A 13,956-nucleotide genomic window follows, 5' to 3' on the forward strand; every position below is an offset into this window, starting at 1 on the left:
CCGAAGGAGTTCCCATGTGCGGAATTGTCGGGCTGCACCTGCGCGATCCCGCGCTGTATCCGCAGCTCGGATCGCTACTCACCGATATGCTCGACCAACTCTGCGACCGAGGTCCGGATTCGGCGGGTATGGCCGTCTACGGCGATCCGGTCTGGTCACCCGCGGGTGAATCGACCGTCTCGCTCCTGGACGCCGAGGTCCCCGCCGACGAGCTCGGCGCGCGACTGAGCGCCGATCTCGCCGTCGAGGTGACCGCCATCGATCTGACGCCGACCACGGTGCTGCACGCGTCCGTCGCGACCGGCGAACTCGTCGCCGCCGTGCGCCGGATCGCACCGGGGGCGCGCGTCATCGGTTTCGGCGAGGACCTGGCCGTCATCAAGGGCATCGGCAATCCGACCGAACTGGCGCATCGCTTCGGACTGCCCGCGGCCTCGGGCTGGCAGGGCGTCGCGCACACCAGAATGGCGACCGAGTCCGCGGTGACCGCGGCCGGCTCCCACCCGTTCTCGGTGGGCCCCGATCAATGCCTGGTGCACAACGGATCGTTCTCCAACCATATGAGCGTCAAACACGAACTGGAACGCGACGGCGTGGTGTTCGACAGTGAGAACGACACCGAGGTCGGCGCGCGGTTCATCGCCGGACAGCTGGCCGACGGCGTCGATCTGGAGAAGGCGCTGCTGCTGCTCAACGAACGATTCGACGGCTTCTACACCCTGCTGGTCGCCAACCGGGAATCCTTCGCGGTGGTACGTGATCCGATCGCCTGCAAACCGGCCGTCATCGCCGAAACCCCGCGCTGGGTCGCGATGGCCTCCGAATACCGCGCGCTGGCGAATCTGCCCGGTGTGGCGGACGCCCGAATCTTCGAACCCGAACCGGAAGAGGTGTACGTATGGCATCGGCAGTGACCACCGTGGAAACCGTTCATCTCGATCTGCGCGAACACAGCGTTCGCGAGGTCAACGCGCTGCTGCACGCCCCCGGCGCTCCGCGGCGGGTCACCCTCACCGATCCGCGCGGCGCGCACGCGCTCGCCTGCGGCCTCGACGACGATCTCGACGTCGTCATCGAAGGCCACGTCGGCTACTACTGCGCCGGAATGAACCAGCGCGCCACCGTGACCGTGCGCGGCAATGCCGGGGTCGGGGTCGCGGAGAACATGATGTCGGGCACGGTGCGGATCACCGGGGACGCCTCGCAGTCGGCGGGGGCGACCGCGCACGGCGGACTGCTGGTGGTCGAAGGCAATGCCGCGGCGCGCTGCGGTATTTCGATGAAGGGCGTCGATATCGTCGTCGGCGGCGATATCGGGCATATGAGCGCCTTCATGGGGCAGGCGGGACGCCTGGTGGTCTGCGGCGATGCCGGTGAGGCACTGGGCGATTCACTGTACGAGGCGCGGATCTACGTGCGTGGAACGGTCGCGTCCCTCGGCGCGGATTGCGTCGCCAAGCCTATGCGCGCCGAACATCTCGCCGAACTCGCGGAACTGCTGTCGGCGGCCGGATTCGACGCCGACCCGGCCGAATTCACCCGCTACGGCTCGGCCCGCGAACTCTACAACTTCCACGTCGACAATGTCGGCGCCTACTAGGAGGCCACCGTGCACACCACCGATCCCGTACTCCGCGAATCGGCGACCTTCCCCCGCGGTGTCATCGCCGAGATCCAGCGGGCCGCCGAGACAGGTATCTACGACATCCGCGGCTGGGGCGCCAAACGCGCGCTCCCGCATTTCGATGATCTACTGTTCCTCGGCGCGTCGATGTCCAGGTATCCGCTGGAGGGTTACCGGGAACGCTGCGATACCGATGTGATTCTCGGCGATCGGCACGCGAAATTCCCCCTGCACCTGGATATTCCGATCACCATCGCCGGGATGAGCTTCGGCGCGCTGTCCGGACCGGCCAAGGAGGCGCTCGGACGCGGCGCGAGCGAGGTCGGCACATCGACGACCACCGGCGACGGCGGTATGACCTCCGAGGAGCGCGGGCAGTCCAAGAATTTGGTCTACCAGTATCTTCCGTCCCGCTATGGGATGAATCCGGATGATCTGCGCAAGGCCGACGCCATCGAGATCGTGCTCGGGCAGGGCGCGAAACCCGGCGGCGGCGGCATGCTGCTCGGGCAGAAGATCACCGAGCGGGTGGCGCGGATGCGCACCCTCCCGCAGGGTGTCGACCAGCGCTCGGCATGCCGGCATCCGGACTGGACCGGCCCGGACGATCTGGCGATCAAGATCATCGAGCTGCGCGAGATCACCGACTGGGACAAGCCGATCTACATCAAGGTCGGCGCCACCCGCACCTATTACGACGTCAAACTGGCCGTCAAGGCGGGCGCGGATGTGGTCGTGGTTGACGGCATGCAGGGCGGTACCGCCGCCACCCAGGAGGTTTTCATCGAACATGTCGGCATCCCCACCCTCGCCGCCATCCCCCAGGCCGTGCAGGCGCTCCAGGAACTCGGTGTACACCGCAAGGTGCAGCTCATCGTCTCCGGCGGCATTCGCAGCGGAGCGGATGTGGCCAAGGCCATGGCGCTCGGCGCCGACGCCGTCGCCATCGGCACCGCCGCCCTGATCGCGCTCGGCGACAACAGCCCGCGTTATGCCGAGCAGTACAGGGCGCTCGGATCGGCCGCCGGGTTCTACGACGATTTTCAGGAAGGCCGCGACCCGGCCGGAATCACCACCCAGGACCCGGAATTGGCACGTAACCTCGACCCGGTGGCCGCAGGACGGCGGCTGGCGAACTACCTGCGGGTGCTGACCATGGAGGCCCAGACCCTGGCCCGCGCCTGCGGCAAATCGCATCTGCGCAATCTCGAACCGGAGGATCTGGTCGCGCTGACGGTCGAGGCATCGGCCATGGCCAGGGTGCCGCTGGCCGGAACGAATTGGATTCCAGGACGGTACTGAGCCGCCGCCCTTCTCACGAGTCAGGACATTCCACCCATGACCTTCGACGCCCTGTGGGATTCGATCCTCGACGTCGGCCGCGAAGCCGGCACCGGCGGCTACCGTCGATTCGCCTGGAACGACGCCGACCTGACCCTGCGCGAATGGTTCACCGGCTGCGCCGAGCAACGCGGTATGACCGTCGAAGAAGACCGCAACGGCAACCTGTGGGCCTGGTGGATGCCACCGGGATGGTCGGGAGACCCCGAGGACGCCTTCGTCACCGGATCCCATCTGGATTCGGTGCCCGACGGCGGCGCCTACGACGGACCGCTCGGGGTGGTCTCCGCCTTCGCGGCGGTCGACGCGGTGCGGGCGCGCGGCATCGTCCCGAACCGGCCGATCGCGGTCGCGGCGTTCTCCGACGAGGAAGGCGCCCGCTTCGGAGTCGCCTGTGTCGGTTCGCAACTCAGTACAGGCGCGCTGAAACCCGAACGTGCGCTCGCGCTGCGCGACGGCGATGGCATCGCCCTCGGCGAAGCCATGACGAAAGCGGGACGCGACCCCCGGCATCTGGGTCCCGATCCCGCGCTCACCGACCGTGTCGGCGTGTACGTCGAACTGCACGTCGAACAGGGGCGTGCCCTCGATCTGGTCGACAAGCCGCTGGCCGTGGCGTCGTCCATCTGGCCGCACGGGCGCTGGCTGTTCACCTTCACCGGTGAGGCCAACCACGCGGGAGCGACCCGGTTGGTGGACCGCCGCGACCCGATGCTCGCCTACGCCTCGTCGGTGCACACCGCCCGTCACGCGGCCGAATTACACGAAGCGGTCGCCACATTCGGCAAGATCCGAGTACTACCCAACGGAGCCAACGCGATTCCCTCGGAGATAGTGGCCTGGCTCGACGCCCGCGCCGCCGACGAGGACACCCTGACCAGACTTGTCGACCGGATCAGCGCGGACGCCGGTCATCACGCCGCCTGCGAGGGGGTAGGACTGCGGATCGAGGCCGAATCCCTCACCCCCATCGTGGAATTCCCTCCTGGACCACGTGATCGCATCGCCCGCGCGCTCGGACATCTCGGCGATATTCCCGTACTGCCGACCGCCGCGGGCCACGACGCCGGAATCCTCTCGGCCGTCGTGCCCACCGCAATGCTGTTCGTGCGCAACCCGACCGGCGTCTCACATTCCCCGGCCGAATTCGCACTGCCGGACGACTGCCGCGCCGGAGCCGAGGCGCTCGCCGACGTCATGGCCGAGTGGGTCACCTCACCCGAATACACCTGAGGCCGATCGTCGCGGCGGCACGACCGAAAGGGGCACGACCGAAAGGGGCACGACCGAAAGGCGGCGCGGTCAGGCGTCCGGAAAACCGTCGAGCACCGCGCGCGACTTGGACAATCCGAGTCGCGTCGCTCCCGCGGCGAGCAGATCCGCGGCGGCCTGCGCGGTGCGGATCCCGCCGCTGGCCTTGACCCCGAGTCGCCCGCCGACCGCCTCCGCCATCAACCGGACCGCGTGCACGCTCGCACCGCCCGCCGGGTGAAAACCGGTGGAAGTCTTGACGAAATCAGCGCCCGCGCGCTCGGCCGCCAGGCAGACCTGCACGATCGCCTCGTCCGAGAGCACGGCCGATTCGATGATCACCTTGAGGACCGCGCGATCGGCGACGGCTTCGCGGACGGTGACGATATCGGACAGCACGGCGGAGTACTCCCCCGCCACCGCCGCCCCCACGTCGATCACCATATCGACCTCCGCCGCACCCTGATCCACCGCGAGCCTGGCCTCGGCCCCCTTCACCAGCGAATGGTGTTTGCCGGACGGGAAACCGGCAACCGTGGCGACCACCAAACCCGGCGCCCGTACCGGGAGCATCGACGGCGATACGCAGATCGCGTACACCCCGAGGGCGCGCGCCTCGGTCACCAACGCGTCCACGTCGGCAGATGTCGCTTCCGGCGCGAGCAGCGTGTGATCGATGAGTGCCGCCACATCGGCTCTGGTAGGTGGCGCGGAGTCTGCCATGAGGTGAGAGTCTGGCATATCCTCGGCGAATTCCATTGCGCGCCTCCGCCGCTTCCCGCACACTCGTAGATATCGGCGCACGACGGGCACCCGGTGCCCGGCCCGCCGGATACGGGGGTATGCGGATGTCACATCGGTTCGGGAGGAGACCACACCGTGCTGATCCGTCGCGAACGCGCCGATGACGCCGCCGCTGTCGCCGCGGTGCACCGCAGTGCGTTCGCCCCGCGTCACGCGGACACCGGTGCCGAAGCCACGAACGGCATCGACGACGACGCCGACCCACCCGAGGTCGATCTGGTGGCACGGCTGCGCGGCGACGCGGGCTGGATCCCGACCCTCTCCCTGGTCGCTATGGAATTCGACGCCGTCATAGGCCACGTCTGCCTCACCCGCGCCTCGGTAGGCCCCTTCCCCGTACTCGGCCTCGGCCCGCTCGGCGTCCTCGCCGAACACCAGGGCCGCGGCGTCGGCTCCGCCCTCATGCACGCGGCCATCGGCGCCGCCGACGCCCTGGACGAACCCCTGGTAGCCCTGGCCGGCAGCCTCGACTACTACCCGCGCTTCGGCTTCGTCCCCGCCACTCGCGTCGGCATCACCCCCGACAACCCGTCCTGGATCGCCCATTTCCAGGTCCGGCCCCTCACCGCCTACGAATCCCAGATCACCGGCGAATTCCATTACGCGGAACCATTTTACTGAAATTCGGCCGCGCGGGCGCGGCGTGTTCGCGGCCCTTATGTCTCGCCGCGAACGGGTCGCTCGTCGGACTCGCTCCGTTGGGGTCCGTCGAGGATGAACGTCGCTCGTCGGGGTTGCGCCCTGGGGGTCGGGTCGGATGTACCTCGCTCGTCGGGGTTGCGCCCTGGTGGGTCGGGTCGGGGACGAACCTCGCTCGTCGGACTCGTTCGGGTGTGGGACCGGAAACGGGACTGCGCTCACCGAATCCATCCGTCATCCGCGCCGCGCCATTGTGTCCCGGCGAGTCTTACGACCGACCGGTTCGCGTCGCGGGCGCGGCCGATATCTACGATCACCTTATGGGTTCCACCTCGTACGATCGCCGCTACGTGCTGACTCTGGGCTGCCCGGACCGCCCCGGCATCATCGCCCGGATCACCTCGTTCATCGCCGAGTTCGGCGGTTCCATCGTCGAGGCCGGTTACCACTCCGATCCCGATACCGGCTGGTTCTTCACTCGTCAGGCCATCGCGGCCTCGACGGTGCCGTTCGAGTTGGACGAGTTGCGTGACCGGTTCTCGGGGGTCGCGGAGGATCTGGGACCGGAGACGGAGTGGCGGGTGCACGATTCGGGGGCGCGCAGGCGCGCGGTGCTGCTGGTCAGCCGGGATGGGCACTGCCTGCACGATCTGCTGGGCAGGACGGTGAGCGGCGAACTGCCCGCGACGATCGAGGCGGTGATCGGCAACCATCCTGATCTCGCGGCGATGACCGAGGCGCACGGGGTGAAATTCCACTACGTGCCGTTCCCGAAGGATCCGGCCGAGCGTGGCCCCGCTTTCGAAGAGGTCAGGGCCCTCGTCGACGCGCATGACCCGCACGCGGTGGTGCTGGCGCGTTTCATGCAGGTGCTGCCGCCCGAGTTGTGCGCGCACTGGGCGGGCCGGGCGATCAATATCCACCACAGCTTCCTGCCGTCGTTCGTCGGCGCCCGCCCGTACCACCAGGCATTCGCCCGTGGCGTCAAATTGATCGGCGCGACCTGCCATTACGTAACGGCGGAATTGGACGCGGGCCCGATCATCGAGCAGGACGTCAGCCGAATCGACCACGCCGACGACGTGCGCGATATGGTCCGCCAGGGCCGCGATATCGAACGGGTCGTGCTGGCACGAGGTCTGCGCTGGCACCTGGAGGGTCGCGTCCTCGTGCACGGCCGCCGCACAGTGGTCTTCTCCTGATTCCGACCCGGTGAGGCCGCACCGGGTGGCGGTGCGGCCTCTCGGCGGGCCCGGTCTCAGCCGACGGCTTTTACGGGTTCTTCGGTGGCTGCCACGGCATCGAGCACACGGGCGAGTTCTTCGTTGAACCGCTCGTACATTTCGATATTGCCGAGGTGGCCGGTGGCGAGCACCTCGTGGCGCACCAGGGCGCCGGTCTCGGCCAGCATCGCGGCGATGCGCTCCGAATGCACCGGCGGTGTCATATCGTCGGCGGAACCGGACAGGATGGTGGTGGGAACCACCAGATTCTTCGCCGCGTCACCGAGGTTCATATCCGCCAGCACGAATCCGAATCGCGCGCGCACCCAGGCCCGGCAGGAACGGACGATCGCCATGCTGTGGTCGACCAGGTCGCGACGGGCCGCCAGACTCATGATCTGGCGGGCGAACAGCCATCGCACCGGAGCCAGCGGCGGGAAGAAGATCGGGGTGCCGAGTCCGAGTCTGCCGATGAAGAAGGGCAGCGGGATCGCCCGGCCTCGCAGGAACGCGAGCGGACGGTTGAAGAAGGGGACGACCGTGGTTTCGGCGACCAGCCTGTCCGCCGCGGTATTGGTCAGCAGGACCGCGTGGGCGCGCGTGGCCACCTGCTCCGGGTAGCGGCCCGCCCACGCCTGCAGGGTCATGCCGCCGAGGCTGTGGCCGACCAGCACGGCGCGTTCCCTCGGGGAAAGGGTGGCGTCGAGTACCGCGACCAGATCGTCGGCGAGCAGATCCATCGTGAGCGCGGCGGTGCCGACTTCACTCTGACCGTGTCCGCGCTGGTCGTAGGCGATCACGCGATATTCGCCAGCGAAGGCGTTGATCTGCGCGTTCCAGTATTCGATGGCGCAGGTCCAGCCGTGGACGAGCACGATCGCCGTCGCGTCGGCGGGCCCATAGCTGTGGACTCGCAGCCGGGCCCCGTCCACGGCGGTCACCACGTGGTCGCTGCGCGGCGCTGTCGGCGGATTCACGGCCGTGGTCGCGTAAGTGCGCGACCGCAGGTTGGCGCGGTGTCTGTCGAGCCGCCCCCGAATCTTTGCCGAGAGGCCCACCCTCCGCTTGGCACGCATCGGACACTCCTTTGTGTTACTGGTTGATACAGTAACTCCGATCACGTCCATCCGCCAGTGCACGCCACCGATTCGCGACGCGCGGCCGTCGGACCGCAGGCGTTCCGACCCGGAACACCTCCGGAGACGGCGATGGCCGGACTCCGGGCGACCCCGATGACTCGGCCATGATTCTCACCGGCCGCGAAACGGCCTATCGGTCGCTACCAGCGCGGACCGCGCTGGATCTCGTCCACCTTCGGCCGCACATCGGCCAGATAGACACCCGTCGCGATGATGGCGATGAAGGACAGGAGCCCAAGTCCGGCGGGAAAGAGCAGCAGGAGCAGCAATGCGACACCGAGGATGGCCAGCCAGATCGTCTTGGTCTGCTTATCCACGGCGGTAAACGCGTCGGGCCGCTGCCTGATGGCATGAATCAGCGAGAAGATCGTCGCACCGAGCGCCGCGAGCCACAGCACCAGCATGATGATTCCGGTCAACCCGTTCACGGTGTTCACGCCACCATCATACGAGCGCGGCCCCCGTACACCGGGGTGTACGGGGGCCGCGTGCTGGTTGCCGGAAGGTCAGATCTTCTTCGGCGCGGTGACCTTCTTGGCGGGAGCCTTCTTCGCGGCGGGCGCCTTCTTCGCCGGGGCGGGCTTCGCCGGAGCGATATCATCGGCGACCGGCTCGGTCTCGGTGGAGATGGCGACGATCTCGGCTTCGACGACCGGATCCACGACAGCGGCGACGACCGGCTCGGCGATCTCGTCCTCATCCTTGGCCGGACGACCGAGCAGGCCGTTCACCCGATCGAGCACATCCTCGGCGCGCACGGCCGCGTCCTTGTACAGACCTTCGACGCGCTCGATCTGATCCTCGACCAGATGGTTGGCGCGCAGCCGGTCGACGGTTTCCTCACCGCGAACGGCCAGGTCGGCGTAGACGTCGAGAACCTGCCTGTAGTACTTCTCGGCGAGGGTGCGCAATTCCTCCGCGGTGAACTTCTCGCGCAACTCGGCGAGGTCCTCCGGCAGTTCCGAGGGCAGTCCGGACAGGCGCTCGCGCAGCGTCTCGAACTGAGCCTGCACATCGGCGGGCACGTTGGCGAAGCGCTCGCGCGCCCCCTCCACCCGGCCGGTGACATCGGTCGAGGTCGCGCGCTCACGCACCTGGGTGACGACATCCAGCGCGGCGGCGTAGACGGCGTCCCCGGCGCCGACCGCGGCGAAAAGGGGCTTGGTGACGGTGGCGTTCTTTTCGGTCATTCTTCGTTCTCCTGGCGTCGCGGAGTGTCGGTTGTCGTGCGCGGAACGTCGCTGTCCCACTCCCCCCCTGGCTCGTTCCCTCCGTTTTCGCGGCGAAACGACTCGTATATCTCCAGAAGCACCTGCTTCTGCCGTTCGCTGATCGACGTATCGGCGAGCAGGGCATCCCGGAGCGGGCTGTGCGGCCGCTGCTCCAGATAGCCGGCCTTGACGTACAACACCTCCGAGGACACCCGCAGCGCCTTGGCGATCTGCGCGAGCACTTCGGCGGAGGGATTGCGCAACCCGCGCTCGATCTGGCTGAGATACGGATTGCTCACCCCCGCCAATGCGGCGAGTTGACGCAGCGAGACTTGCGCAGCTTCTCGCTGTGACCTGATGAAACCACCGATATCGTGTGCCGCGGTGGCAACACGCCCCCCTCGTTCTCCGACTTCGTCCGAATGTTCGGGTCGATTGTCGGCGTACTCGGCGGAAACCTCGGGCTGGTCTGCCATCACTCACCTTCTGGCGGTTGTACGGGTTCAATAGTAGGCCAGGGTGCTAACTCTTGCAAGCACTCTGTTAGCACTCTTTCAGCAAACATGTGGCGTTCTACGTTTGATCGCGATGTTCCTAGCTCTACGTGCGGAAACAACGATATGTCGTTGAACCGGACAATTCTGTCGAGTTGTTCAGCCGTGGAACAGCAACTGCGAAATCGAGTAGATCGCCAGTCCGGCGAGCGAACCGACCACCGTTCCATTGATGCGAATGAATTGCAGGTCACGCCCGACCTGCAATTCGATCTTCTTACTCGCCTCCTCGGCATCCCACTTGGCAACCGTATCGGTGACCAATGTGGTGATCTCCCCCGCGTAGTTCCCCACGAGATATCGCGCGCCGCGGTCGATCCAGTTGTCGACCCTGCCCCGCATCTCGTCGTCGTCACGAAGCCGCTCCCCGAGTTGTCGCACATTCTCGGCCACCTTGCGCCGCAGCGTACTGTTCGGATCGTCGGCCGACTCCAGAATCAGCCGTTTGGCCGCCCGCCACGTGGCCTCGGCCATACCGGTGATCTCGTCGCGACCCATCACCTGGGTCTTGATCCGCTCGGCTTTCTTGATCATGGCGTCGTCGTACTGCAAATCGTAGGCGAATTCCTCCAGAAAACGATTCGCAGCCAGCCTGACCTCGTGCTCCGGATTGGATCGCACCTTCCAGGTGAACTCGACGAGTTCACGGTAGATCTTTTCCGACAGCAGAATATTCGCGAATTTCGGCGCCCATTGCGGTGCGTCGCGCAAAACGATCCTGTCGATTGTCTCCTGACTGCCGAGCGCCCACTGGTGCGCACGCTCGGCCAACATATCCAGCAGCGCCAGCTGGCGGTTGTCCGCTAGCAGCTCCGCTAGCACCCGGCCGATCGGCGGCCCCCACAGCGGCTCGGCGATCCGCTTGACGATGGTGTTGTCGATGATCTGCTCGACGTCCTCGTCACGCAGCACCCCGACGACCGCGCGCAGCAGCGTCGAACTCTCCTCGGCCACCCGCGCGGCATGCCCCTGGTCGGCCATCCAGCGGCCGACCCGAAGGGAGACCTGCGCGGAGGCGACCTTGGCCGACACCACATCGGGCGCGAGGAAGTTGGTCCCGACGAAACTGCCGAGACTCGCGCCGAGTTGATCCTTCTTCTTGCGGATGATCGCGGTATGCGGAATGGGCAGGCCGAGCGGATGCCGGAACAGCGCGGTCACCGCGAACCAGTCCGCCAGCGCGCCGACCATGCCCGCCTCCGAGGCCGCGCGCAGATAGCCGATCCACTCGCCGCCCTGCCCACGCGATTCGAGCCAGCGGCAGAACAGATAGACCAGGGTCGCGAAAGCAAGCAACCCGGTGGCCAGCGCCTTCATCCGGAAAAGATCCCGCCGTTTGCTCGCCTCGTCGACGAAGAAACCGTTCGGCCCCGCCGGGGTGGGCGCGTCGAGTACCGCCGCGACGGATCGGGAGCGCCTGCCGAGTTCTCGCTGGGGCGCCGCTGTGTTGCCGGGAGCTATCTCCATACCTTCCATTCTGCTGTGCCGCGAGCACATGCCAGGCTCTCGCGCCGCCCATCCGGGCACAGAAGTGTGGTTCCTGCCGCATCGGCGACCCAAACGCGACGATGCGAGGCAGGCTGCACCTAAGCTGGGAGGACAGCACACCACTTACTAACGAGGGAGCCCACGCTGTCCACCGAAGACCTTGCGGCACGAGTCTGCCCGGAGGCGGTAGCAGAGCGTGACCAGGTAGAACCCCGCGACGGCCGCGCATCGAACACGGTCGACGTCGACGAGCGACCGGCGGCGGTCCGCACCGGGCGCACGGACGGTCGCAAACGCCGGTGGCGCCAGCACAAGATCGATCGCCGCGAAGAACTGGTCGACGGCACCCTTGCCGCCGTCCGCAGTCGCGGTTCGAACGCGGGCATGGATGAGATCGCCGCGGAGATCGGCGTCTCCAAAACCGTGCTCTACCGGTATTTCTCCGATAAGAACGACCTGATCCGCGCCACCATGCAGCGCTTCATCGAACTCACCCTGATGCCGAGGGTGTACGAGGCGATCAGCTTGGACGCGGCGGAATACGAGCTGGTGCGCTCGGCCATGGCCGCCTACGTCGGCACCGTCGACGAGGATCCCGAGGTCTACCGGTTCATCATGGGCAACGGCTCCGGCCAGTCCTCGCTGGCGGAATTCGAGAAGCTGTTCGCCGAGGTCGTCTCCACGGTCATCGTCGACAAGGGCCGTGAGCGCGGCGCGAAGACCGAGGGCGCGATGCTCTGGTCCTATGTGCTGGTCGGCGGCATCCAGCTGGCCACCCACTGGTGGACCACCGATAAGACGATGTCGCGCGAGGAAGTCATCGACTACCTGACCATGATGGCGTGGAGCGCCATCGAAGGCATGATGCGGGCGGGCGGCTCCAGGGAGATCTTCAACGCCCGATCGCATGTCCTGCCGGACCCGAAATCCGACGGTACCTTCGCCTGACCGGGCCTCAGCTCTCGTGACGCGGCTCATCCGGGTGGGCCGTCCGCCGGGATGTGACGGCCGACTCGACACCGCCGGCGCGTTGTTAGTCTGAAACCGAGCGGTGCCGCCACAGTGGGGCAGGTCACTGCCCGCGCGGTGACCGCTGGTCGTCCGCGCGAAACGCAATGCGGTTTCGTGGGCCCGCGCCCGCGCACCCGCCGCTCCGAGCGCGGCACCAACGGAGGTACCTCGATGGCGAAGCAAATGCCGACGTCCCGGCTTGCTCGTGGCACCAAGCTGGGGGCGGTGGCAGCCGGTTCGGTGCTGCGGACCCAGCGCACCAGGCTCTCGATGCGGGGCAGGTCGGAAGCGGTCCGCGCGAAGATGGCCGAGGAATCCATGATCCGCACCACCGAACAGGTGGTCATGGTGCTCGGCACCATGAAGGGCGTGGCCATGAAGTTGGGTCAGATGATGTCGGTACTCGATCTGGATCTGGTGCCGGACGCGCATCGCGAACGTTTCCAGAAGCGGCTGGCCGTGCTGCGCAATGCCGCGCCGACGGTGTCGTTCGAATCCATGCGCCGGGTGATCGAGGAGGATTTCGGCAGACCGCTCGATGAGGTCTTCGCCGAATTCGAACCGGAGCCGATCGCCGCGGCATCGATCGGGCAGGTGTACCGGGCCCGGCTGCGTGACGGTCGTGTCGTCGCGGTGAAGGTCCAGTACCCCGGCATCGACGCGGCGGTGCGCGCGGATCTGAAGAACCTCAACATGTTTCGCAAGGTGTTGCAGTCGGCGATGCCGTGGGTGACACCGGCCGTACTCGACGAACTGCGGCTGAACATGGAAAGCGAACTCGACTACCACGCCGAGGCCGCCACCCAGTCGCAGATCGCCGAACTCTACGCGGGTCATCCGTTCATCGCGGTGCCGCGCTCGCTGCCCGAACTCTCCACCACCAGGGTGCTGGTCAGCGAATATCTGCCGGGCAAGGGTTTCGAGGAGATCCGGCAGTTGCCGCAGGCCGAACGCGCTCGGATCGGCGAGATCATCTACCGCTTCTACGTCGGATCGCTGTTCACCTTCCACGAATTCTGCGGCGATCCGCATCCGGGCAACGTGCTGCTCGCCGAGGACGGGAAGGTGGGCTTCCTGGATTTCGGTCTGTTCAACCGGATGGATGCCGACCATGTGCGTTTCGAGACGATCTGTCTGCGCGCGGCCGCGGAGGATCGCGCGGAAGACCTGCGGGAGTTGATGATCCAGCGCGGGGTGATCGATTCGCCCGAGGAGATCGGCGCCGAGGAATGCCTCGAATATGTCCTGGCCGCCTCGGAATGGTGTCTGATCGATGAGGAACTGACCATCACCCCCGAACTGGCCAGCGGCGCCTTCCTGCTCGCCGTCGATCCGAGGGCGAGCGAATTCGCCGGGATGAAGCAGCAGAATCTGCCGCCCGAGCACCTGTTCTCGCGCCGCGCCGATTTCCTCACCTTCGGCATGCTCGGCCAACTCGACGTCACCGCGAACTGGCACCGGATCGCTCGGGAATGGATCTATGACGAGCCGCCGGTCACCGAACTCGGCAAGATCCACCACGGGTGGCTCGCCGACAATCCCCCCGTCATCGCGAAACCGGCGCCGAAGACCAACGCGCGCAGAGCGGCCCCCGAGAAGGCCGCGCGTAGCGCCCGTGGCATACCCAGCGAATCCTGAACACGCCGAGCACTATTCGACGAACGGAAGATA

The 13,956-nt window shown here is 66.8% G+C and carries 14 protein-coding genes; 8 read left to right on the plus strand and 6 right to left on the minus strand.

The annotated features are described in order from the left end of the window. Nucleotides 1-14 precede the first annotated feature (14 nt). Genes ABZS43_RS27805 through ABZS43_RS27820 form a run of 4 tightly spaced genes read left to right on the plus strand, consistent with a single transcriptional unit; the run spans nt 15 to nt 4,198 of the window. The gene (locus ABZS43_RS27805; protein ID WP_355038923.1) at nt 15-914 is read left to right on the plus strand and encodes a glutamine amidotransferase family protein; all 900 of its coding nucleotides are present in this window, start codon (nt 15-17) and stop codon (nt 912-914) included. Next, nucleotides 899-1,600: a protein glxC gene (locus ABZS43_RS27810; protein ID WP_355038924.1), complete on the plus strand. Its 702-nt coding sequence runs from the start codon at nt 899-901 to the stop codon at nt 1,598-1,600. Before ABZS43_RS27805 ends, ABZS43_RS27810 begins: the two co-directional genes overlap by 16 nt. A gap of 9 nt (nt 1,601-1,609) precedes the next feature. Continuing rightward, entirely contained in the window at nt 1,610-2,926 is a 1,317-nt protein-coding gene (locus ABZS43_RS27815; RefSeq protein ID WP_355038925.1) for an FMN-binding glutamate synthase family protein, read from the plus strand. A gap of 36 nt (nt 2,927-2,962) precedes the next feature. Next, complete coding sequence (locus ABZS43_RS27820) at nt 2,963-4,198, plus strand: allantoate amidohydrolase (RefSeq protein ID WP_355038926.1); 1,236 nt, start codon at nt 2,963-2,965, stop codon at nt 4,196-4,198. Nucleotides 4,199-4,267: 69 nt separating this feature from the next. Here ABZS43_RS27820 and deoC read toward each other — a convergent pair whose 3' ends face one another. Beyond that, nucleotides 4,268-4,939 carry a deoxyribose-phosphate aldolase gene (gene deoC / locus ABZS43_RS27825; protein WP_355038927.1) on the minus strand — a complete coding sequence of 224 codons (672 nt, stop codon included), beginning with the start codon at nt 4,937-4,939 and terminating at the stop codon, nt 4,268-4,270. Nucleotides 4,940-5,095: 156 nt separating this feature from the next. Between deoC and ABZS43_RS27830 the strand changes: the two genes are divergently transcribed. After that, entirely contained in the window at nt 5,096-5,641 is a 546-nt protein-coding gene (locus ABZS43_RS27830) for an N-acetyltransferase (protein ID WP_355038928.1), read from the plus strand. Between the two features lie 338 nt (nt 5,642-5,979). Beyond that, nucleotides 5,980-6,861, plus strand: coding sequence for a formyltetrahydrofolate deformylase (purU, locus tag ABZS43_RS27835; RefSeq protein ID WP_355038929.1), 882 nt, complete (start codon nt 5,980-5,982; stop codon nt 6,859-6,861). Between the two features lie 56 nt (nt 6,862-6,917). Here the strand turns inward: purU and ABZS43_RS27840 are convergent, their stop codons facing one another. From ABZS43_RS27840 to ABZS43_RS27860, 5 genes are all read right to left on the minus strand, one after another. Then, nucleotides 6,918-7,958, minus strand: coding sequence for an alpha/beta fold hydrolase (locus tag ABZS43_RS27840; RefSeq protein WP_355038930.1), 1,041 nt, complete (start codon nt 7,956-7,958; stop codon nt 6,918-6,920). A 203-nt stretch (nt 7,959-8,161) separates the two neighbouring features. Further along, a complete protein-coding gene (locus ABZS43_RS27845; protein ID WP_355038931.1) occupies nt 8,162-8,458 on the minus strand; it encodes a DUF2516 family protein in 297 nt (98 codons plus the stop codon). A 69-nt stretch (nt 8,459-8,527) separates the two neighbouring features. Beyond that, nucleotides 8,528-9,211 (minus strand): heparin-binding hemagglutinin, encoded by a 684-nt coding sequence (locus ABZS43_RS27850; RefSeq protein ID WP_355038932.1) that lies wholly within the window; start codon nt 9,209-9,211, stop codon nt 8,528-8,530. Then, the gene (locus ABZS43_RS27855; protein WP_355038933.1) at nt 9,208-9,708 is read right to left on the minus strand and encodes a helix-turn-helix transcriptional regulator; all 501 of its coding nucleotides are present in this window, start codon (nt 9,706-9,708) and stop codon (nt 9,208-9,210) included. The genes ABZS43_RS27850 and ABZS43_RS27855 overlap by 4 nt, the downstream gene beginning before the upstream one ends. Nucleotides 9,709-9,885: 177 nt before the next feature. Further along, on the minus strand, nt 9,886-11,253 hold the full coding sequence (locus ABZS43_RS27860) for a DUF445 family protein (RefSeq protein WP_355038934.1): 1,368 nt from the start codon (nt 11,251-11,253) through the stop codon (nt 9,886-9,888). A 405-nt stretch (nt 11,254-11,658) separates the two neighbouring features. On the opposite strand from ABZS43_RS27860, the gene ABZS43_RS27865 reads away from it, so the two are divergent. Further along, a complete protein-coding gene (locus ABZS43_RS27865; RefSeq protein ID WP_355038935.1) occupies nt 11,659-12,222 on the plus strand; it encodes a TetR/AcrR family transcriptional regulator in 564 nt (187 codons plus the stop codon). Between the two features lie 234 nt (nt 12,223-12,456). Then, nucleotides 12,457-13,923 (plus strand): AarF/ABC1/UbiB kinase family protein, encoded by a 1,467-nt coding sequence (locus ABZS43_RS27870; RefSeq protein ID WP_355038936.1) that lies wholly within the window; start codon nt 12,457-12,459, stop codon nt 13,921-13,923. Nucleotides 13,924-13,956 lie beyond the last annotated feature (33 nt).

The organism is Nocardia sp. NPDC005366 (assembly GCF_040606855.1).
Taxonomy (GTDB): Bacteria; Actinomycetota; Actinomycetes; order Mycobacteriales; family Mycobacteriaceae; genus Nocardia.

Excerpts from the sequence above, each read along its gene's own strand:
- deoC (WP_355038927.1), bottom strand. The coding sequence starts at position 4,939 with ATGGCAGACTCCGCGCCACCTACCAGAGCCGATGTGGCGGCACTCATC.
- ABZS43_RS27810 (WP_355038924.1), top strand. The coding sequence starts at position 899 with ATGGCATCGGCAGTGACCACCGTGGAAACCGTTCATCTCGATCTGCGC.
- ABZS43_RS27820 (WP_355038926.1), top strand. The coding sequence starts at position 2,963 with ATGACCTTCGACGCCCTGTGGGATTCGATCCTCGACGTCGGCCGCGAA.
- purU (WP_355038929.1), top strand. The coding sequence starts at position 5,980 with ATGGGTTCCACCTCGTACGATCGCCGCTACGTGCTGACTCTGGGCTGC.
- ABZS43_RS27860 (WP_355038934.1), bottom strand. The coding sequence starts at position 11,253 with ATGGAGATAGCTCCCGGCAACACAGCGGCGCCCCAGCGAGAACTCGGC.
- ABZS43_RS27840 (WP_355038930.1), bottom strand. The coding sequence starts at position 7,958 with ATGCGTGCCAAGCGGAGGGTGGGCCTCTCGGCAAAGATTCGGGGGCGG.
- ABZS43_RS27870 (WP_355038936.1), top strand. The coding sequence starts at position 12,457 with ATGGCGAAGCAAATGCCGACGTCCCGGCTTGCTCGTGGCACCAAGCTG.
- ABZS43_RS27850 (WP_355038932.1), bottom strand. The coding sequence starts at position 9,211 with ATGACCGAAAAGAACGCCACCGTCACCAAGCCCCTTTTCGCCGCGGTC.
- ABZS43_RS27855 (WP_355038933.1), bottom strand. The coding sequence starts at position 9,708 with ATGGCAGACCAGCCCGAGGTTTCCGCCGAGTACGCCGACAATCGACCC.
- ABZS43_RS27865 (WP_355038935.1), top strand. The coding sequence starts at position 11,659 with ATGGATGAGATCGCCGCGGAGATCGGCGTCTCCAAAACCGTGCTCTAC.
- ABZS43_RS27805 (WP_355038923.1), top strand. The coding sequence starts at position 15 with ATGTGCGGAATTGTCGGGCTGCACCTGCGCGATCCCGCGCTGTATCCG.